Source organism: Halomonas sp. TP35 (assembly GCF_052375975.1).
GTDB classification, from domain to species: domain Bacteria; phylum Pseudomonadota; class Gammaproteobacteria; order Pseudomonadales; family Halomonadaceae; genus Vreelandella; species Vreelandella citrativorans.
In genome coordinates, this window is sequence record NZ_JBQSUZ010000002.1 from 273,702 (window position 1) to 295,461 (window position 21,760).

The following is a 21,760-nucleotide window of genomic DNA, read 5'->3' on the forward strand; positions in this document are numbered from 1 at the left end:
CCATCCTCATCTAAGGTGCCTGTACCAACCCGGCCCCAACACGGGAACCGGAGGATGGTAAAGGCTTTGCAGAATCCAGCAGGCGTTCCCAAAGCTTCATACCGCGCAGCGAGGCATCTGACTCAGCCCAAAGGGCGGCGCAGCCTGCAACGTGGGGCGTCGCCATACTGGTTCCGCTAATCGTTTTATGGTGTACCGGCCGGGGCCAGGACGAAAAAATGTCGCCGCCAGGCGCAGCAATTTCGATTTTGCCTGCGTTAGAAAAGCTCGAAGGCTTTAAGTTGGCATCAATAGATGCAACCGACATGATAGTAGGTGAGTTGGCAGGCGCTCCCGTATGAGCAGAAGAGTTTCCTGCGGCAGCAATAATCAGACACCCTTTACGCAGAGCCGCGGCACCCGCGTGGGTGTAGGCGGCTTGCACAGGACTTTGACTGCCCAGCGACATCGAAATGACGTCACATCGATTAGCGATCGCCCAATTCATGCCCGCAAGCACTCCCGCCCCTGTACTGCTACCCGAGTTGGTGAGCACCTTTCCAACGAACACCTGTGAATCGGATGCAATACCGTAGCGCGGAGCGTTCTCGAAAGGCACCCTGGGGCCGCAGGCCGTGCCGATACAGTGCGTTCCGTGGCCATTGATATCTTGAACCGGCTCTCCTACGAATGAGCGGGTAATAAACTCTCTACCTACAAAGTCAGGATGGCCAAGGTCCATCCCGGTATCCAGCACGGCCACTTTAATGCCAGCCCCACTCCACCGGCTTTGCAAAACGTTGCATTGAATCAATCCCCAGGTCGTTTCTGGCTTGCCTGGTTCAAGCTTGTCTTGGGCTTCATCCAGATCAACATCAGCGCCAAGATCGCGAGCAATCGTACTCGCGGCCCGCAAAAAACCTCGCAGATACTCTGAATTTTCGGAAAAGGCAAAATACTCAGGCTCAATAATTTCTATTGGGCTATCGGCTGAAATAGGGTCATTGAGGCTCATCCCATGTAGCTGTAAAGCGTCACTGCCAACAAGCGCAACCCCAAGCTCTGGGAACACCACAACCTCCGCATCGCCAGCGTCTTCCAAACTGACGGCTTGGTCAGCAAAGTCACGCGCGTCGGCCACTCGAAACTTTTGAGCCTTGAGAGACTTAATGCCCTCTTCCATTCGCCCTTCACGATAACTGATAAGAAAACGCCCGGTTTCAAGACAATTAACGCCTCGTTCGAGAGCAGCCACAAGCAGCTGTTCAGCCCCGCACGAAATTGTGGCTAATGATTCACTCTTGCCAGAGGGATTGCTTTCGCTTCCGTTGCTTTTAGATTTATTAGCCATCATCGCTTCCTTTCTGTTTGTTTGGCCGCACTAAAAACCAACTGCACAACACCAGGCTACCAAAAACCGTATAAAGCAGCACAAATACCCACTCCGGCGCCGTGTAGTAAAGCAGGCTTTGCAACCAGTACTGAATGAAGGACCCCGTATAGGTTGCTGTACCAGCCTCTGCTCTCAAGGCCATTTCCCACGTAGTAAGCGGGCAAACCGCGCCCAACCAGGACTGCACCACTACATACCCAATAGCGGACAAATGCAAAATACGAAATCTCTTATTTCGCACCCATCGCCACCTTAAAAAATAACCGGCATAAATAGCCAGCAACCCGAAGACGACAAAGACAACAAACAGCACATGAGCGACTAATATCGCATCAGCCATGAGCAGAAGTAGTGAAGGAGCCATATCTCTCCCAAGTGAAGCATAGGCAGAGGAGGTAGCCAGTGTTTGCGGTGGCCACGAAACCTCTTAATTGCCAGTATGCTGAGCAAAAACCTCCTCGCCGGTTAAATCTCTGGTAGCTTGAGAAAACGAGTAAAACGCTGGTTTTTGCTCAATAAATATCTGCTCCTCAAGCTGCCACTGGTCGTTATCCTCCAGAAGCCCCACTGGGATAGCATAGTGCCCGCCCTCTTTTAACCGATAAAACAGATGCGTCCCACACTGCTTGCAAAAACCGCGCTCGGCCCACTCTGAGGAACTGAAGATAGCAATATGCTCAGTCCCCTGGAAATCCACCTCGTTTTTGGACTCAACCGCAAACAGCGGCCCTCCACCCCACTTTCTGCAGAGACTACAGTGGCAAACCGCTACATGGTGACTGTCTAAATGAGTTAAAAGCTGCACTTCACCGCAGAGACAGCTACCCCGATGCTCAATGTTGGATTGCATATGATCCTCCGTTAGATGCGTAACGCCGTCTATACATGCTTAATAGAGCGAACTCTAAACCCCACCTTTTCTATATAGACAGTAGCAGGTTCTATATAGACAGTAGCAGGCCGCTTGGCTATGCGCTGTTAATGCGCTGTTAACGCGTAAAATTGCGCGATATGCCCTGCAGACCTGTTATCTACGGCAGTATAAAACATCGTTGAGCGGGCATTTTGAACCGACCATTTAGCGGCTTTATTGGGTTGCTCGGATACTTCCTTCTGGCTGCCAAGAGTGCTTGCCTAAAATAGAAAACACATTTGATAAATTCACAATTGTTAGCCATGGGCTTCCTTGGTAGGTTGATTTTAAACAACACTAAAGGTGGCCCTTTCACCACGTGCGAGCCAAGCACTATGGACCTTCTAAGCCATTACCTGGAAGTACGTAGGGCTCACGCGTCAAGGTGAGAAAAAACACCACCACCTGATGCTACGCCTCACACTAAACCGCTTCGGCCCACCTACCCCCTCGGCCATGTACACGGTTTAAAAAATACGACAGTGATAACTACCCGTATCGCTTGTCGTTGAGCGTTTGAGTCGCACATACTGCCTAGAGCAGCGCCACCAATAAAACGATAACACTCTGACCGCGAAGACGAATATGACAACGAAGCTGAGTAAAGGCGCGCCAGAAAAGGCACAAACAATGAAGAAAAAACGCCCTATGCCGGATGTGTTCATCATCCTGTTTAGCTTTATGGTACTGGTACTGCTCGCCTCTTATATAATCCCCGCAGGAAGCTACGAAAGAACCACCAACAATGGCCTGACGCAGGTCGCCACCGATAGCTTTCAGTACATTACTGCAGCGCCCCTGAACGTTATGGACCTGTTCACCGCTATTCAAAAAGGCCTCGTGGCGGCGGCTCCGCTGATCTTTTTAATCATGATGGTCGGCGGCGTGCTTAAGGTGATTGAGTCAACAGGGGCCATCAGCGCAGGCATTCACCAACTCATCAGTAAGGCCAATGGCCGTCGAAACGTCCTTATTTTTATCTTTTGCGCTACGTTCTCAACGCTTGCATCGGTTGGGGTAGGTGCCAACCTGGCCATTGCCTTTATACCTATCGGACTGTTTCTTGCCCGCTCAATGAAGCTTGACCCCATTGTAGGCGTAGCCATTATCTTTTTAGGCTCCTATGCTGGCTTCGGTGCAGGCGTTTTTGACCCTACCGTTACCGTTGCCGGGCAAACCATTGCCGAGCTACCGCTGTTTTCCGGGTTTATTTACCGGGGCGTTATTTTTATTGTCTTTTTGGCCGTAACCACGGCGTACATCTGCCGCTATGCCAAACGTATCAAGCAGAACCCGGCCCATAGCGTGATGGGTGCAGACGCCTTTGATAACACCGAAGCCACACACGAGCCAGGCGCCCTGCCGCCATTTACCTTCGCCCATAAGTTGGTACTGCTGATATTTGCCGCTTCTTTTGTGTTTTTCCTGTACGGCGGTTTTAACTTCGGATGGGGAATCACTGAACTCTCTGCCACGTTTTTAATGGTGGGAATCGCCACGGCGCTGATCGGCAGAATGTCCCCCAATGATTTTGTAAAACGCCTGATGAATGGCGCTAGCGAAGTCATGTACGGTGCATTAGTGGTGGGTGTAGCCGCTGCTGTCATCGTACTGCTTAGACAAGCACAGCTCATCGACACCCTCGTGCATAGCGTCGCAAGCTCTTTGGATGGCCATGGAAAAATTGTCGCCATGGAGCTTTTATACGTCTTTAACCTGGTATTTAACGGATTGATTACTTCGGGTACCGGCCAGGCCGCTATCGTGATGCCAATTATGGTTCCCATTGGCGATATGCTAGAAGTCACCCGCCAAGCGACCTTCATCACCTTCAAGCTGGGCGATGCAGTTACCAATATTATTACTCCGCTTTCTGGCACCTTGATGGCGTGCCTGGCGATCGCCCGCGTTTCTTACGTGGAGTGGTTCAAATTCGTGCTACCACTGGTATTGATTTGGATTGTCATCGGCGGCGCGTTTGTCGGGGTTGCCGTCGCGATTAACTACGGTCCGTTTTAAGCAGGGTTTTAATAGGATTGTTTAAGCTTTTTAACGTTCGCTTCCAAGCCACCTATAATGGGTGGCTTAACGTCTAACAGGCATGCGTTCAACAGACAACGGCCGTCAGCTTCTCTTCCAGAACAACTAAAAACGCCTCGATATGAGCAGGCAGGTAGCGTTCAGCCATCACCTGTACCTGAAGGCTTCGCTGAGAAAGCTGGGGCTCGTGTAGCGGCTTTAAAACCAGCCTATCCTTGTGCATTTTACCGCTTACCGCCACGGCACTACACAACCCGATCATATTGGGATGCTCGCTGACCATGGTATAGGTAGCACCAAGTGAATCGCAGGAGAAACTTGGGAATACCTTAACACCGGACAAGCTACAGGCGACATCAAACAGATAGCGCATTGTCGAGCCGTTAAGCGACATGGTAAGCGGGTAGTCGCATAAATCCTTTACATACAAAACGTCATTAACCGCCAATGGGTGCTCACTCGACATAAGGGCACTAATCGCGGCGTTATGGCTTGAAACCACCTTTACGCCAATATCCGGCGAGAGGCTAAAGGTTAAGGCGATATCGGCACTTCCTTCTTTTACCAGCTCAGAAGCACGCGCTGAATCGACCATCTGAAGATCAAACCGAATATCAGGATGCTGAGTAATAAAGCGCGAAATAACGCTGGGAAGAAAGTGCCATGCCATGCCATCAGGGCAAGCCACCACAATGGTTTGGCGTTGGCGCGTCATTACATCCTGCATCTCATCGATAACGCTATTAACTTCTAACTGGTTACGCAGTGCATAGGCGTTCAGCAGTTTGCCTGCTTCGGTTAACTGCATACCTCGCGGCTGGCGGTTGAACAGCTTGATATCCAGGCGCTGCTCAAGGTTGGTGATTTGGCGGCTAACCGCTGAAACAGCGACGTGCAGCTCTTCAGCGGCAGCGGATAGCGAGCCCGTTTTCGCAACGCTTTGAAAGTAGCGCAAGTGGAGTTCCTGCATAACGGCCTCATTGATGACCTGCCTGTTAGCAGGTGAATAGCGCTATCGGCAGCGATTCAAACATCTACCGATGATTTCTAATAGTTAGAAAGGTACTTTGAAATCTTAATGATTGTTGCAAACAAGAGCAAGGGCTAGGCTCACCTCAACGACCACTAAAAGCCCAATGATAAAAAGGCACACCATGACAACACCGCAGCGTTCAAAACGAGAACAGGCGATTCAGCTAGCGAGTGATGAGCTTTCAAACGGAAACTTTTATAAGGCGCTGGCAAGACGTATTGCCATGCGCACGGTCAGCCAGGACCCCGCCTGTGCCGATACGCTAAACACATACCTTGAACAAGAGATTGGCCCGCTGCTTTCAAGGCTGGGCTTCACCTGCCAGATTATCGAGAACCCGAAACCCGGCTTTCCTCCCCTGCTGATTGGGGAGCGCATTGAAGACTCCGCCTACTCTACGCTGCTGCTTTATGGCCATGGTGACGTTACCGATGGCCAGGAAGACCAATGGGCGAACGGTATTGCCCCCTGGGCGCTAACCTTTAAAGAAGGCCGAGTTTATGGCCGCGGCACCGCCGACAACAAGGGCCAGCACAGCGTCAATTTAACCGCGCTGGAAGCTGTGATTAACGCTCGTAAGGGTCGGTTAGGCTACAACGTAAAAATGCTGTTTGAAATGAGCGAGGAGATAGGCTCACCGGGATTGGAAGAGACCTGCACTGCCTATCAGAAAGCGCTTCAATCCGACCTTTTTCTGGCCTCTGATGGCCCCAGAATCCGCCACGACATGCCCACCCTTTTCCTGGGCTCTCGCGGCGTTGTTCAACTCAAGTTGTCGCTTAACACCGGCAATGGTGGCCGCCATTCCGGCAACTGGGGAGGTGTTATTACCAACCCGGCGGTGGTGCTGTGTAATGCGCTCGCCACGCTACTTTCCCCGAGCGGCAAAATTCTGGCCGACTTTCTCAAGGCACCGACGATGACAGAAGACGTCTCCCGGTTAGTGCGCGACTTGCCGGTAGGCGGCGGTGCCTCCGACCCCACGATTAACCCAGCGTGGGGCGAAGAAACCCTAGCGGATGGCGAGCGTTTATACGGGGCCAACACGTTTGAAATTCTTGGGTTGAGTGCGGGTAGAACCGACAAACCCGTAGGCGCGATTCCAGAGCACGCGGAAGCGGTATTACAGCTGCGTTTTGTAAAAGGCACCGACTGGCAAGCGGTGGAGAGTAACCTGCGCCAGCACCTGGACACCCACGGCTTTAACGATATCCAACTGACGTTTCTAGGCGGCTACGCGGCTACTCGGTTGGACCCCAATCACCCTTGGGTGAATTTTGTTGCTCAGTCGACCGAGAACAGCCTGGACGAAGCGACCTATATTTTACCCAACCTGGGCGGCACGATTCCCAATCACTGCTTTTCAGACGTGCTTAATCTACCCACCGTTTGGCTGCCCCACTCCTATCCGTCATGCAATCAGCACGCCCCCGATGAACACTTGCTGGAAACCATTGTCGAGCAAGGGCTAAAACTAGCCGCCGGGATCTTCTGGGATTTAGGCGAACCTCAAGCACAAGCGCTAACCACTCATGACGCGGCAGAGGCATATTAAGTGATGGAAACTCCAAAAAAGAACAGCGTTGATAACGAAGCCATCCACTGGGACCAGGATATCAGCTACGGCCAATACCTTGACCTTGAGCCCTTGCTGGCTTGCCAGAACCCGGCCTCTGACGAGCACGATGAACTACTCTTTATCATGATTCATCAGGTGTCGGAGCTATGGATTAAGCTCTGCTTGCACGAAGCCCACTCAGCGGCTAGGCATATTGCCGATGACAACCTAAGCCCTGCGTTCAAAATGCTCTCACGCGTCTCTCGCATCCAGGAACAGCTCATCAACGCCTGGGAAGTGCTGGTAACGATGACGCCAGCCGATTACTTGAGCTTTCGTGACAGCCTTGGGCAAAGCTCGGGCTTTCAGTCCTATCAATACCGGGAAATTGAGTTTTTGCTGGGCAACAAGAACGCCAAATTGATTGAAGCACACCGCTCAAAGCCCAAGCACTACCAAAAACTCCAGCATGCGCTTAATTCGCCCAGCCTTTACGATGTCTCGCTGCAGCTACTGGCCCGCCGGGGTTTTGATATTCCAGAAAACATCACCCATCGTGACTGGAGCATTCCCTACACCGCGAGTAGCGACGTCGAAGCGGTGTGGATGGAGATCTATCGCAACAGCGAAAAGTACTGGGATCTATACGAACTGGCCGAAAAGCTGGTGGATGTCGAGTTTAACTTCCAGCGCTGGCGCTTTAACCACATGAAAACAGTGGAGCGCATTATTGGCTACCGACGTGGCACCGGAGGTTCATCGGGCGTGAGCTACCTGGTCAAGGCACTCGACCTGCAGTTCTTCCCGGAACTTTGGAGCGTAAGGACATCTATTTAACGGCAAGCGCCCAATAAGCCTTACCCCACTTTTCACCTGTGTGACGACATTTTTTGCTGGAGTACCGATATGCGCGTGAGCCTGGATACCGTTCGTGAACTGGACCGCCAAGACCCACTGGCAGATTTCAAACGCCACTTTTCCCTGCCAGAAGGTGTTCTCTACCTGGATGGCAACTCGCTTGGTGCGCAACCGGTCGCGGCCAAGCAAGCGGTTGATGACTCTATGGAGCAGTGGCGTACCCAGCTGATAAAAGGCTGGAACCAGGGCTGGTTTGATGCGCCCGAACGCCTGGGAAACCTGCTCGCCCCGGTGATTGGTGCTCAGCACGGTGAAGTGGTGGTCACGGACAACATCACGCTCAATATTTTCAAACTGTTGGGCTATATCCTCGACAAGCGCCAGGATGATTGCCGCACGGTACTCAGTGAAGGCGGCAACTTCCCCACTGACGGCTACATTGCCCAAGGCTACTGCCGGGTTAGCGGCTGTGAACATCGCTTTATGCCCGAAGGTGACGACCTGGCCGCGCACCTGGAAGGCGTGGCCGTGGTGGTGCTTAGTCAGGTCAACTATCGCACGGGCAAACTGCGCGACATGGCAGCCACTACTCAACTGGTTCATGAACATGGTGCCGAGGTCATTTGGGATTTAGCCCACTCTGCTGGCGCATTGCCTGTCGAACTTAACGGTGTGGGCGCACGCTATGCCGTAGGTTGTACCTATAAATACCTGAATGGCGGCCCTGGTGCGCCCGCTTTTCTTTACGTGCACCGCGACCACCTGGACAGCACGTGGCAACCGCTCTCTGGCTGGCATGGCCATACCTCACCTTTCGCCTTTCAGGCCGACTACGCACCCGCCGATGACATCTCGCGTTTTCGTACCGGCACACACTCAGCGATTATTTACGCAGCCCTTGAAGCGTCTTTAGCCATCTGGGCTGAGGTCGATATGCAGGTCGTGCGCGATAAAAGCCTGGCCATGAGCAATCTGTTCCGCGAGTGCCTGGCAGATATTTTTGAGTCCCACGGCATCGAAGATATTACTCCGGCAGTCGACCAGCGTGGCAGCCAGGTATCGTTGATAGATGCCCAGAACGGCTATGCCATTGTGCAAGCGCTGATTGCGCGTGGTGTAATTGGTGATTATCGGGAGCCGGGCTTAATGCGCTTCGGCTTCACCCCACTCTATTTAAGCTACGAAGATGTGTGGCAGGCCGCGCAGCACTTCCGCGAGGTGGTCGAAAGCGGTGAGTATCAAAATCCTGAATTTCACGTGCTTAGCGCCGTTACCTGATAGAGAGCACGCATGACAGAGCTAACGCCGGATCTGGCCTACTCACCGAGCCATTTTGCGTCAGAGTTTGAATCCACTCTTACACGTCAGGCAGATGCCGGACGCACGCTAAGGGGCCGCCACCCACCGATAACGGTCGCCTATGGCGACCACCCGGCGGCGTGCCTTAACCTGTTTATTCCGCAGGGAGAAGGCCCGTGGCCTTTGATGGTATTCATTCACGGTGGCTACTGGCAGGAGCTTGACCACACTGCCACGGATTTTCTGGCCGAGCGCTATCTGGCACGGGGAATGGCCTTCGCCTCAATTGGCTATGGCTTAGCCCCAACCCACACCATTGAAAACATGATGACTCAGTGCATTCAGGGGCTAGAAGCGGCCTACCACGCGCTGGAAGAAAGCGGCGGTGTGTGGTCCATCACACTGGGAGGCCATAGTGCGGGCGCCCAACTGGCTTACTGGGTAGCCGTTAGCGGCAGGGTTCCTATTGATAAGCTGGTGCTGGTCAGCGGTGTTTATGACCTTACGCCGCTGGTAGAAACCTACGTTAACGCCCCCCTAAAACTGACCAAAGCACAGGCACGGGCACTTAGCCCTCAGTTTGGCGAGCTGACCGCACTCCCCGCCTGCCAGGTTGTGATTGCCGAAAACGACCCACCCGCGTTTCATCAGCAGGGACACAATTTTATAGCGCTGCTACGCGCAGCCAACGTTCAAGCAGAGCTAATTGAGCTGCCGGGGTGCGATCACTTTGATGTGCTGGAGTATTTGTAAGCGCTAGCCGAGCTCACAATAACCACGCCGTTACTTTCTAGCGACGGCATGGAATTTTAATACCACTGTCTCTCAAAAGCCTGTTTCACGTCCGCCCGGCTAGTTTTCAGATGACTTGTCATAGGTCACCTTGCATCGCCTAACTGGTTAAAGATTAAACACGCTCTTCATCGCGCAGCGTTAGCACCTCAACACCCTCGGCCGTCACTGCCACCGTATGCTCCCACTGCGCGGATAAGGACTTGTCGCTGGTCACGACTGTCCAGCCATCTTTTTTGATTTTTACCTTGGCTTTGCCTTGGTTAATCATGGGTTCGATGGTGAATACCATGCCCTCTTTCAATACCACGCCGTGCCCTGGCTTTCCGTAGTGCACGACTTCAGGCTCTTCATGCATTTCCTGGCCGATGCCGTGGCCGCAATATTCACGCACCACCGAATAGCCGTTCTGTTCCGCATGCCGCTGGATCGCATGGCCTACATCACCCAGTGTTGCCCCCGGTTTAACCGCGTGGATGCCCTTCCACAGCGCCTCATAGGTTTTATCGACCAGGCGCTTGGCAATAGGCTTTACCTCACCCAACATGTACATCTTGCTTGAATCGGCAATATAGCCGTTCTTCTCAAGCGTGATATCAATGTTAACGATATCGCCTGATTTTAGCGTGAGTGTCTCGGAGGGAACGCCATGACACACCACCTGGTTCACAGACGCATTCAGCACATATTGATAATCGTATTGCCCTTTGCTGGCCGGGCGAGCCTTTAGCTCATCTACGATATAACGCTCGGCCCAGTCGTTGATCTGCATGGTGGTGACACCCGGCTCGATTAACGTATCAAGATAACCAAACACCTGAGCCAGCAAGCGTCCTGCTTCGCGCATCAGCGTCAACTCTTCTGCACTTTTCAGCGGTACGTTATCCACCGATCACCTGCCTTACTTCAATGTCTGCCTGTTGCATCTGCTCGCGCATAATGTCGGTGAAGGTCATGTCTGGATTAGCCTCTGCCAGCATACCCACCTTAATCCAATACTCCGCCTGTGCGTTGATCGAACGCACCATGACCGAGCTGGCTTTACGAATATCTTCGTGTAGCTGGTCGTTGATTTTTACGATACCCATGGAATGCCTTGATATATGAAACGTATATAAAGCATATATTAGAATAAGAATACCCAGCAAGCGACCTGGTTAAGCCGACGTTCTATAGGAGTGATTTTTCAGTTGCAGATACACTATTAGCGATGACGAGCGACAAGCGCGGCCAACGGCGGATAGCCTTCTTCAAGCGCAGGGCTCGATAGATTAGTGACGCCCAAGAGCAATCCTTTTCGCGCATTGGTTTGCGTGGCATACCAGGGAGACAGCGGCGCCGGGGCAAGGTTAAAGGCCGCCGCTGCTTCGGCAATGCCGACATCGTCAGTGTCATCAGCCAAGGGGAGCAACAGCGACAAGCCCGCCATATGATTGACTGAAACCGTGCTATCCATGAGTGCAAGCAGCGCATTCCGGCGCTGTATATACAAACGCTTCATACGCCGAATATGGCGCAAGTAATGCCCGTCGCGCAAAAACTCCGCAACGGCTAGCTGGCTAGGCAGTGCAGACGCGGGTGACAATGCGGCTGCCGTATCTCCCGCGCGCTCCGACAACCTCGCAGGTACCACCATGAAACCGAGCCGCAATCGTGGGCTGATGGTTTTACTGAAAGTACCCACGTGAATCACTCTTTCGTCATGGTCCAGCGAGGCCAGTGCGGGCGCTGCCTGGCCGCTTAACTGCAGCTCACTTAAATAATCATCTTCGATGACCCAGCTATCGTTTTCTTGAGCCCATGCTAATAACGCTTGGCGGCGAGCCAGCGACAGCTGCATACCCAACGGTGCTTGTTGGCTTGGCGTCACAATCGCCAACCGGGCATCCGCAGCAAGCGCTATCCCTTGCTCCACACAAATCCCCTGGTCATCTACCGGAACAGGAACCGAGGTAAAGCCTGCCAGAGACAAAGCGTGCCTATTGAGTGGATAACAAGGGTCTTCAACCCACACCCGCTGTGAACCCGGGCGCAACAAGTGCAATGCCAAGCCCAGCGCACCCGCATATCCATTGGTGATGATGATCTGGTCTGCAGAACAAAGGAGCCCGCGAGCCACGGCCAAATAGGCAGCAATTTCCTTGCGTAGTATCTGCTCTCCGCGTGGGTCAGGGTAACGCAATGACTCGGCTACCGCCTGTCGTGAACCGCGCAGCATGATGCGCGACCACTGCTTAAAGGGAAAGCCATCTTGCGCAGGCACCCCCACTTGAAAAAGCTTGGGCGAGCTTTCCAGATCCTGATAGAGATCAGGCAGTGGCAGCCGAGAGGCCTCAGCTACCACTTTTGGTGCCGCGGGTAGCACGGAGCTAACAAAGGTGCCGGCGGCCCCTTTTGAGATGACTAAATGATCATCGCTCAGCCGATCATAAGCCGTTTTAATAGTGCCTCGCGAAACGCCCAGTTGCGTGGCAAGATCACGCCATGAAGGCAGCCGTGCGCCCTCATATAAATGCCCTTGTCGAATGGCATCAGCAATGCTGGAGCGCACCTGCTCTGACAAAGATTGCTCGCCTTGGCGATTAAGTGAAAAACGAAGTTTACTCATCACTCCATGGTACATAGAAATCTATCAGACTTGGTGCTTTTTTTAGACCATAGAGTCTTTCACAATCACTACCTATCCTACTTTATTGTTCTAAATCTTTGTGCTAGTTCTTGAGTCAGCTCTTTGTGTTATCTCAGAACGATTTGCCAAAAGGATGAAATCAATGCGTATAGCAAACACGAAACTTTCAGCGGCGATACTGCTCGCCATGTTGGTCGGCTGCTTCGGTCCGGCACACGCCACCGAGACCACTGAGCAACAAGACGCCGATCAAGCTTATGATCAAGATGCCGATGGTGAACAGCGTGCCAAAGCGGCTGGCGAATCCTTAATTGGCCAGCCAGGCCCCGAGCTGAGCATTACCACGCTGGATGGTGAGACTATTGATCTAGGCGCGCTATATGGCGAAAAACCCGTGTATATAAAGTTCTGGGCAACCTGGTGCGTGCCCTGCCGCCAGCAGATGCCCGGGTTCCAGGCATTTCAAGAAGCGCATGGTGATGATATCCAAGTCATCGCCGTGAACACCGGCTACGCTGACACCGAAGAGTCCGCACGTGTCTATCGCGAGGAAATGGGCCTGACCATGCCCATCACGGTAGATGACGGCACGCTAGCCGAAGCGCTGAATCTACGCGTTACCCCGCAGCACGTTCTGATTGATCGCAGTGGCCACATCACTCACATTGGTCATCGTGACGATCAAGCCCTGGAACAGGCGCTACAGGCCGTGCTTGAACCCGCTGATCCCGACTCAGCAGCGACCGAAGGAGCCGCCGTCAAGGATATCGACGCCAACGCTTTAACGGTAGGCGATACGGTGACTCACCTGGATGTCACCACACGTGACGGCACGACCATCGACCTGACTCGGAAGACGACAGACAAGCCACTGGGTGTGGTGTTTTTTGCCACGTGGTGTGAGCCTTATCTTGCCGAGAGCCAGCCAGAAACCTCCACCGCCTGCCGCCGCGTACGCGAAACCGTCAACCAGCTGAGCGAAGACCAAAGCGTACAGTGGGTAGGCATTATTTCTGGCCTCTGGACTCAAGAGTCCGATGTCGAAAGTTATCTTGATACCACCGAGACGGCGATACCGGTGTTGCTTGACGCCGAGGGCGATATACACCGTGCATTCGGCGTTCAGCAGATACCCACCGTTGTGTTAATTGATGCTGACGGCAAGATAACCGACAAGCTTGGACCACAAGACACCGCATTAGGCGAAGCTGTCGAGCGCCTCAGCCAATAAGCGTAAGCCACTCCGCGCAAGCCATGGCGCGGCCCCCTTTTTTCACTGGAGCAGCCCGCGTCATGTGGGCTGATAGCCAATGCCCACGTTCCTTTATCGCTATTTTGTCCTTTTCTGCCTGGTGTTAATGCTGACTCCCCAGATCGGCGCTGCACAGGAATTTCCCGGCATCTCGGGCGAAGTACTGATTAAGAGCACTCTGATAGCGGAAACAGATCAACCGGCACCTGGCACCTCCAGCACGTTAGCCGTTTTCATGGAGCCGCAATCAGGTTGGCATGGGTATTGGAAGCAGCCGGGTAGCATTGGCCTACCACCGCAGTTCAATTGGCAATTGCCGGAAGGTGTCAGCGTAGGCGATGCCGCTTACCCAGTACCGCAGACGCTAATGACTGGCGATCTGATGAATCATGTCTACGAGCACCCTTATGCACTATTGCTGCCCATTGAAATTGATGCCTCTGTGCCCGCAGGGACCTCACTACCGATTAGCGTTGATTTCAACTATCTGGCTTGTCGCGCTGATGCCTGCATTCCAGAGGAAGCATCGCTTGCCACTACGCTGGTCGCAGGCGATGGCCACATTACGCCTGAGCGCAAAGCACGCCTCGATGAATGGCGACGCGAGCTTCCCAGGCCTCTCGGTTCGCAAGCCAGCTTTGTGACGACCGACGATAACCAGCTGCGTTTAAGCATCCCCTTGCCCACCAGCGTGGAACTAAACGATCCACACTTGTTTGTTGCCACCGACAACGTGGTTGATCCCGCGTCTGAGCAGGTTTTTAGTCGTGAAGGCGACACATTGATTATTGAAACCCAGTTGGCAAAATACTGGCAGACAGACAATCCACCTGACGAGTTCGAAGCACTTCTGTCACTGGGCAATGGAACCGGTTTAGCATTGGTTAGCCGTAGTGATGGTGCGCCAACGCCAAACGCAAGCACAGCTGGCGTACAAAGTAGTTCTACATTACTACTGACCGCATTTCTCGGTGCCATCCTTGGCGGCGTTCTGCTCAATATCATGCCCTGCGTTTTCCCTATTCTCAGCCTTAAGGTCCTTAGCCTTGCACGCCTGTCCGGTGGTCAACGCGAAGCCCGGCGTGAGGCGCTAGCCTATACCGCCGGTGTGGTCCTCGTTTGCTTGATCCTGGGCGCAACGATTATTGCTCTGCGCGCAGCCGGTACTCACGTTGGCTGGGCATTCCAGTTGCAAGACCCACGGGTCATTGTGGTGCTTACGCTGTTGACTGCCGCGATTGGCTTTAACCTGGCAGGCCTTTTTGAACTAGGCTCCATCAATGCTGGCTCCAAACTGGCTAGCCAGGATGGCATGGCCGGCGCTTTCTGGACGGGCGTACTTGCCGCCTTTGTCGCAACACCTTGCTCCGGCCCATTTATGGCCACAGCGCTTGGCGCTGCCTTGGTACTCCCTACGGTTGCCGCACTGACGGTTTTCGTGGGCTTGGGCTTGGGCATTGCCTTACCGTTTTTGCTGCTTGGTTTCATACCGATACTTCGTCGCCGCCTTCCTCGGCCGGGCCCTTGGCTTGCAACCTTTCGGCATATCATGGCCATCCCAATGTTCCTAACCGCTTTAGCGTTAGCTTGGGTGCTTGGCCGCCAGCTCAGCAATAACGGCATGATTGCAAGCCTCGCTCTGATCTTACTACTGGCGATAGGACTTTGGTTCACCGGCCTGCGCCAACGCAATGGCAAGCGCTTGGTCTGGGTACCGGCAGCACTCGCGGCCGTACTCGCGCTGACGGGAAGCATCCTCGTTCCGGGCTCTTTTGCGGGGCACGAGGCGCCCATTAATGCAGCCGCAAATTCACCCGCCACACGCACACTCGACTTTGACGCGGACCGCTTGGCCGAACTTCGGCAACAGGAGCAAACCATCTTCGTCTACTTTTCCGCAGACTGGTGCGTCACTTGCCATATGAACGAACAGCGAGCCATTGATATAGCCAGCACGCAACAAGCATTTGAGCAGGCGGATGTGATCACTATGAAAGGTGACTGGACCAATGGTGACCCAGCCATCACCGCTTTTTTGGAACAACACGGCCGCTCAGGGGTACCTCTCTACTTGTGGTACACGCCAGACCAAAACGAGCCTGAAGTCCTTTCACAGATTCTTGCGCCAAATGTGTTATCGACGTTAGCGGGCAAGTCTGGTTAACCCGCACGGTTAACAGGTGCTGAACAGTTAGCAGGAGAACCGTGCGTAAGGCCGCCGTGGCGTCTTCCAAGCCTTGTTGTAATGCCTTGGATACAAGAGGCTTCGAAGGCGGCGATGAGGCGGCCACATAGAGCGATGGCATTAGCCAATATACTGTTTTGTTGTAGTGACCGTACCGTAAGCGAATGCCAAGGCTGCCATTATCGTTGCGTGAACCTGAGGCGCTGGCACCGTCACGCCATCGAATTCAAGATCCAGCGTGGCGCAGGCATCGTGGATAATCGTTGTCTTGTAACCCAAATCCGACGCTGCACGGCTGGTGGCATCAATACACATGTGGCTCATTGCGCCAATAATGACGACCTCCTCAATATTTTGCTGGTCCAACAGCTCTTGCAAACCGGTCTCACGAAACGAGTTAGGAAAATGCTTCACTAGTACCGTTTCCTCGCCCAACGGCGCGACCATGGGGTGGATGGCTACCCCTTGCGTGCCGGGGGTGAAGAAAGGGATGTCTGGATCGGCAGATTCATGCTGAAAATAGACGACAAGATCGTTTTCCGACCGGGCATGTTCAATGACGTTAGCTGCATTCGTGGCAGCCTCTTCAATACCGTTCAGCAACAGCTTACCGCCGGGGAAATATTCATTCTGGATATCGACGACGATGATTGCGCGATTATTCATACTATCAATCCTTTTAGTAGCGTTTGCCAATAAGCTGGCAAGAAGAAGCAGGCCGCTATATAAAGAAGCGGCCCTTGGGATTAGAAGGAAATGACTTCGCCATCAGTGGGAATAAGTACGTGTTCCTGAATTCCCTCTTGCTGCACGTAATCGGCCAGTTCGTCACGGCTTAGCGTCATATGATTTACGGCATCCATATGCACCGCGATGATGGTGGCATTCGGGGCTTTCTGGTGGGTACGCAGCGTATCTTCCTTACCCATAATGATGGGATCACCTTCGAAACCGTCTACCTCGGCAGCACCGGTATTCAGCACGATCATCTCTGGGTTGTAGCGCTCCATTGCCTGCTCGACCTCATCGCGCCATACGCTATCGCCGACTAAATACGTCGTTTTCTGCCCCGGAGCTTCAAAGACGACACCCATGATGTCACCTAGCGATTGCGCCAGCTCAGGAACAGCATAGAGAGCATCGGAGCCATGCTGGCCGCCCGTCTTGTGAAGCTGTACGCCGCCGAACTCGGCGCTGTCCTCAAGGATGCGCACATCGCTGAATCCCTGAGAGCGAATCAGCTCGGCATCGGCTGCATTCTGAGCGAATAAGGGAATGCCCTTCGGCAATTGCGCTTGCGCGGCGGCATCCCAGTGGTCGAGGTGCGTGTGAGTGACGATGACGGCGTCTATATCGCCGATCACATCTTCCACCGGCATTGGTAACCCAACCAGCGGATTACGCAACTCGCTACGGTAGGTATCTTCAAAGCCCGCATAGGCACCCTGTTCGGCCAGCATAGGATCAATCAGGAAAGTGGTACCCCCATAGGTGATTTTCACCGTCGCATTGCGAATCTGCTGTACCTGCTGCGTTGCCTCCTGTGAGAGCGAGTCCGCGGATGCGCTATGGGCGATAAGAACCGTGGCGATGGCGAGAGAACTAGCGAGGGTCTTGATGAGCATCTGTGTACTTCCTTAAATTCGTTACGGGTGATGGCAAGTAGTTTAGAGAGGCTCAATCAACAAAAGAATTGGCCTGAAAGACATTTATCGAAACTTTTGGGCCATGATGCTACTGTTTATAAAACGCATAGCAGGAGTCGCGCTTTGTCTCTACCCAATGTCGGCCTAATCCTTCACCCACACTTCAGCCCCTTCCACTTCTCCGTGCCCTATATGGTGTTTGGTATAGCGTTGTCTGATCGCACGCTGTTCAATCTTTCCATTGTGGCACCTGGGGGAAATTCCATCGAAGGCGAACGGGCGATGACGGTGAAGCCCGATGGCGGTTTAGAACTGTTGGATAACATGGATATTGCGATAGTGCCTGGATGGCACGACCTGAATGAAGCACCGCCGCCAGAGTTGTGTGAGGCGCTCGTCCGCTGTCATGAGCGTGGCGCTCACGTCGTGGGGCTGTGTTACGGCACCTATGCGCTGGCTTACGCCGGGCTGTTGGATGGCAGACGGGCGTCGACCCACTGGATGGCCGAGCAAGATTTTAGTGGCCGCTTTCCCAACGTTAAGCTAGACACCAATGCGCTCTATGTGGAGGAAGACCGTCTAGTGACGTCGGCCGGTACCGCTGCTGGTCTGGATTGCTGCTTATTCCTGGTACGCGAATACTATGGCGCGCAGGTTGCCAACAAGGTGGCCCGTGCCATGATCGTTCCGCCCCACCGGGAAGGTGGGCAAGCGCAGTTCATAGAGCAACCTGTTGCCGCCTCAACTCAAGATGCGCATATCAATCGCCTGCTCGACTACCTGCGAGAAAACTTATCGGCATCGCATACTATCGACGAGCTTGCTGAGCGCACCGCCATGAGCCGACGTACCTTTACGCGAAATTTCCACAAAGCCACCGGCATGACCGTCGTGGCGTGGCTGGTGAGCGAGCGGTTGCGGCGTGGACGCGAGCTTTTGGAAACCACCTCGTTGTCGGTAGAAGCGATTGCAGAAAAGGCGGGCTTTCACACGGCGACGTCTTTCCGCCAACATTTCCGGCAGCGCCATCAAGTTAGCCCACGCGATTGGCGCAAAACCTTCGGCGGCAACGCCTGACGATCAACGCTTACATCTAACATTCCAAGCAATGCACACAAGCTAATTTGGTTGCTATTTCCCAATATGTCTACAATACTGGACATATGGAAATTAAAAACGTCACGGCCAGTTTTAGTGCCCTTTCTCAGGAAACGCGTCTCGAAGCCTTTCGGCTTCTGGTACGCCATGAGCCCGAAGGTCTTCCTGCGGGGGAAATTGCACGTCAGTTATCGGTGCCACATAACACGATGTCGGCGCACCTTTCAGTGCTTTCACGGGCAGGATGGGTCAACTCTCGCCGGCAGAGCCGTTCCATTATCTATCGCGCTAATCTCGGCCATATGCAACAAACCCTAAGCTTTTTGATTCGCGATTGCTGTGCAGGCCACCCCGAGGTTTGTGAGCCGCTTTTGACGGCCTTCACTGACTGTTCTCTCAATACAGAGAAGGAATAACTCTTTTGAAAACGACTATGTATCACAACCCCGCCTGCGGCACATCACGCAATACGTTAGCGATCATCGAAGCATCCGGTGAGACACCGTACGTCATAGAATATCTAAAAACACCACCAAGTCGCGAGCGGCTGGTCGAACTGATCTCGATGATGGCGATTACCCCAAGAGAGTTACTGCGCCGCAAGGGCACGCCCTTTGAAGAGCTCAATCTCGATGATCCAGCATTAAGCGATGATCAACTGATAGACGCCATGATCGCGCACCCCATCCTGATCAATCGCCCCATTGTGGTAACAGAAAAAGGCGCACGCCTGTGCCGCCCTTCAGAGCGTGTACTCGAGTTATTGGCCAACCCAGTAACGATGTTTACCAAAGAAGATGGTGATGTAGTGCACCTTAAGGGCAGTCACCAATGAACGAACCTATCAGTTTCAACGACCTGCCCAACATTGATCTCCAAAAGCTCCAGCCGATTGACGTGGACGTATTGACGGGGCCCGATGCGCCGCGTCATTCCCCCAGGATTCTGGTGCTTTACGGCTCTCTGCGCGAACGCTCTTTTTCACGCTTGGCGTCCGAAGAAGCGGCGAGGTTGCTGCGCTGGTACGGCTGTGAAGTACGTACCTTTAACCCTTCTGGCTTACCGCTGCCAGATGATTCAGAGGCCGATCACCCGAAGGTAAAAGAGCTGCGCGACCTTGCCCAGTGGTCCGAAGGCATGCTCTGGGTCAGCCCCGAACGGCATGGTGCGATGACGGGCATTATGAAAACGCAAATCGACTGGATACCGCTATCGCTGGGCGGTGTTCGCCCTACTCAGGGTAAAACGCTGGCGGTGATGGAAGTGTCTGGCGGCAGCCAAAGCTTTAACGCCGTTAACCAGATGCGAATCCTCGGGCGTTGGATGCGCATGATCACCATCCCTAACCAATCCTCTGTGCCTAAAGCGTTCACCGAATTTGACGATGCCGGACGCATGAAGCCCTCACCTCTCTATATGCGTCTCGTCGATGTATGCGAAGAACTGGTGAAATTCACCTGGTTGACGCGGGACAGGTCCGCCTACCTTACCGATCGCTATTCAGAGCGTGTCGAAAGTGCTGAAGAACTCTCTCGCCGCGTTAACCAAAACACTCACTGACGTAAGGTCCTTTCATGTTGGCACTGGCCATTTTTGTCGTCACCCTGGTTCTGGTGATCTGGCAGCCTAAAGGTTTGGGTATCGGGTGGAGCGCGCTGGGCGGCGCTTTAGTGGCACTGCTCATGGGCGTGGTGCATTTGGCTGATATCGTTGTGGTGTGGGATATCGTCTGGGATGCCACCTTTACGTTCGTTGCCCTGATTATCATTTCCCTGATTTTAGACGAAGCGGGATTCTTCGCCTGGGCCGCGCTGCACGTGGCGCGCTGGGGCAACGGACGCGGGCATCTGCTTTTCCCGCTGGTCGTGTTACTCGGCGCGGTCATTGCCGCCTTCTTCGCTAACGATGGCGCCGCCCTACTGCTGACGCCCATCGTTATCGCTATTCTGCTGCGCCTGAAGTTTGAGCCGCCTGCGGCGCTGGCCTTCATTATTGCGACGGGGTTTATCGCCGATACCGCAAGCCTGCCCCTGGTGATCTCTAACCTCGTTAATATCGTCAGTGCCAACTACTTTGATATTGGCTTTGATCGCTATGCGGCAGTCATGGTGCCGGTGAACCTGGTGTCAATAACGGCCACGCTGGCCGTGCTGTGGATAGCCTTTGGCCGCCGCATTCCCAAATACTACGCCGTCGAAAACCTCGACCCACCGCGCTCGGCTATAAAGGACCCGCTCATCTTTCGAGTGGCGTTTCCGTTGCTGGCGACACTTCTGATCGCCTACTTCGTGACTGCCCCGCTGGGCATTCCCATCGCCTTTGTAACGGGAACAGCCGCCGTGCTGCTAATGGCAATTGCCGGACGCTGGTGGCAAGCAGGCCGCGGTGCCATCGTCTCCGTATCGGATGCGCTACGCGGCGCCCCTTGGCAGATAGTGCTGTTCTCAATCGGCATGTATCTCGTCGTTTACGGGCTGGGTAATGCAGGACTGACGAATTATGGCGCGATGGCGCTTGAATGGCTGGCACAACAAGGTAACTTTATCGCCACGCTGGGCACCGGCTTTCTATCGGCCATCGTGGCCTCAATAATGAACAATATGCCCTCGACACTGGTCGGCGCGCTGGCAATCGACCAGGCAAACGTGCCTGCAGTCACTCAGGAGCTGATGGTCTACGCCAACGTGATTGGCAATGACCTAGGACCCAAGTTCACCCCGATTGGCAGTCTCGCCACCCTGCTCTGGCTACACGTGCTAGCGGGCAAGGGATACAAAATTGGCTGGGGCCAGTATATGAAAATCGGGTTGCTGATAACGCCGCCGGTGCTATTGGCGACACTGGTTGCTTTGGCGTTTTGGTTGCCGGTGTTGTCTGCGGGGTGAGCTGAATAGGGATTTAGGTTGGATGGAAGCTAGGCAGGGTTTCTGCCTAGCTTCTGGTGTCGGCCAAGATCGGAAATTTAGTAAGTTTTGATATAATGGGTAGTTTGAGCGGTTTGGCTACTCCGCGCCTTCTATAATATTTAGCTAGGCAGCAAGCAAATAAACCATGAAATAACTCGTTACCTTTCTCTGTTCACCCT

The 21,760-nt window shown here is 53.7% G+C and carries 21 protein-coding genes; 12 read left to right on the plus strand and 9 right to left on the minus strand.

Annotated elements, in window-relative coordinates; translation table 11 throughout:
* Positions 1 to 10 precede the first annotated feature (10 nt).
* The 3 genes from ACT3RU_RS03990 to ACT3RU_RS04000 form a co-directional block, all read right to left on the minus strand.
* A complete protein-coding gene (locus ACT3RU_RS03990) occupies positions 11 to 1,330 on the minus strand; it encodes a S8 family serine peptidase (protein WP_192526438.1) in 1,320 nt (439 codons plus the stop codon).
* Positions 1,323 to 1,736 (minus strand): DUF2784 domain-containing protein, encoded by a 414-nt coding sequence (locus ACT3RU_RS03995; RefSeq protein WP_192526437.1) that lies wholly within the window; start codon positions 1,734 to 1,736, stop codon positions 1,323 to 1,325. The genes ACT3RU_RS03990 and ACT3RU_RS03995 overlap by 8 nt, the downstream gene beginning before the upstream one ends.
* Before the next feature lie 63 nt (positions 1,737 to 1,799).
* Positions 1,800 to 2,222 (minus strand): GFA family protein, encoded by a 423-nt coding sequence (locus ACT3RU_RS04000; protein WP_172116461.1) that lies wholly within the window; start codon positions 2,220 to 2,222, stop codon positions 1,800 to 1,802.
* 648 nt (positions 2,223 to 2,870) lie between these two features.
* Here ACT3RU_RS04000 and ACT3RU_RS04005 point away from each other — a divergent pair.
* The gene (locus ACT3RU_RS04005; protein ID WP_225733649.1) at positions 2,871 to 4,304 is read left to right on the plus strand and encodes a YfcC family protein; all 1,434 of its coding nucleotides are present in this window, start codon (positions 2,871 to 2,873) and stop codon (positions 4,302 to 4,304) included.
* Positions 4,305 to 4,392: 88 nt separating this feature from the next.
* Here the strand turns inward: ACT3RU_RS04005 and ACT3RU_RS04010 are convergent, their stop codons facing one another.
* On the minus strand, positions 4,393 to 5,295 hold the full coding sequence (locus ACT3RU_RS04010; protein WP_483392504.1) for a LysR family transcriptional regulator: 903 nt from the start codon (positions 5,293 to 5,295) through the stop codon (positions 4,393 to 4,395).
* A gap of 184 nt (positions 5,296 to 5,479) precedes the next feature.
* On the opposite strand from ACT3RU_RS04010, the gene ACT3RU_RS04015 reads away from it, so the two are divergent.
* The 4 genes from ACT3RU_RS04015 (at position 5,480) to ACT3RU_RS04030 (ending at position 9,826) form a co-directional block, all read left to right on the plus strand.
* Complete coding sequence (locus ACT3RU_RS04015; protein ID WP_192526435.1) at positions 5,480 to 6,913, plus strand: M20 family metallopeptidase; 1,434 nt, start codon at positions 5,480 to 5,482, stop codon at positions 6,911 to 6,913.
* 3 nt (positions 6,914 to 6,916) lie between these two features.
* A complete protein-coding gene (gene kynA, locus ACT3RU_RS04020; RefSeq protein ID WP_192526434.1) occupies positions 6,917 to 7,753 on the plus strand; it encodes a tryptophan 2,3-dioxygenase in 837 nt (278 codons plus the stop codon).
* A 69-nt stretch (positions 7,754 to 7,822) separates the two neighbouring features.
* Complete coding sequence (kynU, locus tag ACT3RU_RS04025) at positions 7,823 to 9,052, plus strand: kynureninase (protein WP_483392505.1); 1,230 nt, start codon at positions 7,823 to 7,825, stop codon at positions 9,050 to 9,052.
* A gap of 12 nt (positions 9,053 to 9,064) precedes the next feature.
* On the plus strand, positions 9,065 to 9,826 hold the full coding sequence (locus ACT3RU_RS04030) for an alpha/beta hydrolase (protein WP_192526432.1): 762 nt from the start codon (positions 9,065 to 9,067) through the stop codon (positions 9,824 to 9,826).
* 154 nt (positions 9,827 to 9,980) lie between these two features.
* On the opposite strand, the gene map is transcribed toward ACT3RU_RS04030, so the two are convergent.
* The 3 genes from map to pdxR all read right to left on the minus strand — a co-directional run bounded on the left by map (position 9,981) and on the right by pdxR (position 12,473).
* Positions 9,981 to 10,754, minus strand: coding sequence for a type I methionyl aminopeptidase (gene map, locus ACT3RU_RS04035; protein ID WP_172116455.1), 774 nt, complete (start codon positions 10,752 to 10,754; stop codon positions 9,981 to 9,983).
* Positions 10,747 to 10,953 carry a ParD-like family protein gene (locus ACT3RU_RS04040; protein WP_172116454.1) on the minus strand — a complete coding sequence of 69 codons (207 nt, stop codon included), beginning with the start codon at positions 10,951 to 10,953 and terminating at the stop codon, positions 10,747 to 10,749. Before ACT3RU_RS04040 ends, map begins: the two co-directional genes overlap by 8 nt.
* Positions 10,954 to 11,069: 116 nt before the next feature.
* The gene (pdxR, locus tag ACT3RU_RS04045) at positions 11,070 to 12,473 is read right to left on the minus strand and encodes a MocR-like pyridoxine biosynthesis transcription factor PdxR (protein ID WP_192526431.1); all 1,404 of its coding nucleotides are present in this window, start codon (positions 12,471 to 12,473) and stop codon (positions 11,070 to 11,072) included.
* 163 nt (positions 12,474 to 12,636) lie between these two features.
* Between pdxR and ACT3RU_RS04050 the strand changes: the two genes are divergently transcribed.
* Together ACT3RU_RS04050 and ACT3RU_RS04055 are read left to right on the plus strand one after the other, a co-directional pair.
* The gene (locus tag ACT3RU_RS04050; RefSeq protein ID WP_192526430.1) at positions 12,637 to 13,725 is read left to right on the plus strand and encodes a TlpA family protein disulfide reductase; all 1,089 of its coding nucleotides are present in this window, start codon (positions 12,637 to 12,639) and stop codon (positions 13,723 to 13,725) included.
* A gap of 79 nt (positions 13,726 to 13,804) precedes the next feature.
* Entirely contained in the window at positions 13,805 to 15,910 is a 2,106-nt protein-coding gene (locus tag ACT3RU_RS04055) for a protein-disulfide reductase DsbD family protein (RefSeq protein ID WP_225733648.1), read from the plus strand.
* Between the two features lie 141 nt (positions 15,911 to 16,051).
* Here the strand turns inward: ACT3RU_RS04055 and ACT3RU_RS04060 are convergent, their stop codons facing one another.
* Complete coding sequence (locus ACT3RU_RS04060) at positions 16,052 to 16,597, minus strand: cysteine hydrolase family protein (protein WP_192526429.1); 546 nt, start codon at positions 16,595 to 16,597, stop codon at positions 16,052 to 16,054.
* Between the two features lie 80 nt (positions 16,598 to 16,677).
* Positions 16,678 to 17,556: an MBL fold metallo-hydrolase gene (locus tag ACT3RU_RS04065; protein WP_192526428.1), complete on the minus strand. Its 879-nt coding sequence runs from the start codon at positions 17,554 to 17,556 to the stop codon at positions 16,678 to 16,680.
* A 144-nt stretch (positions 17,557 to 17,700) separates the two neighbouring features.
* Here ACT3RU_RS04065 and ACT3RU_RS04070 point away from each other — a divergent pair, with 144 nt between their 5' ends.
* From ACT3RU_RS04070 to ACT3RU_RS04090, 5 genes are all read left to right on the plus strand, one after another.
* Positions 17,701 to 18,654: a GlxA family transcriptional regulator gene (locus ACT3RU_RS04070; protein ID WP_087105665.1), complete on the plus strand. Its 954-nt coding sequence runs from the start codon at positions 17,701 to 17,703 to the stop codon at positions 18,652 to 18,654.
* 86 nt (positions 18,655 to 18,740) lie between these two features.
* Positions 18,741 to 19,091 (plus strand): ArsR/SmtB family transcription factor, encoded by a 351-nt coding sequence (locus tag ACT3RU_RS04075; protein WP_087105666.1) that lies wholly within the window; start codon positions 18,741 to 18,743, stop codon positions 19,089 to 19,091.
* A 5-nt stretch (positions 19,092 to 19,096) separates the two neighbouring features.
* Positions 19,097 to 19,510 carry an arsenate reductase (glutaredoxin) gene (gene arsC, locus ACT3RU_RS04080; protein ID WP_192526427.1) on the plus strand — a complete coding sequence of 138 codons (414 nt, stop codon included), beginning with the start codon at positions 19,097 to 19,099 and terminating at the stop codon, positions 19,508 to 19,510.
* Complete coding sequence (arsH, locus tag ACT3RU_RS04085) at positions 19,507 to 20,235, plus strand: arsenical resistance protein ArsH (RefSeq protein WP_087105668.1); 729 nt, start codon at positions 19,507 to 19,509, stop codon at positions 20,233 to 20,235. Before arsC ends, arsH begins: the two co-directional genes overlap by 4 nt.
* A 14-nt stretch (positions 20,236 to 20,249) precedes the next feature.
* The gene (locus tag ACT3RU_RS04090; protein ID WP_192526426.1) at positions 20,250 to 21,560 is read left to right on the plus strand and encodes an arsenic transporter; all 1,311 of its coding nucleotides are present in this window, start codon (positions 20,250 to 20,252) and stop codon (positions 21,558 to 21,560) included.
* Positions 21,561 to 21,760 lie beyond the last annotated feature (200 nt).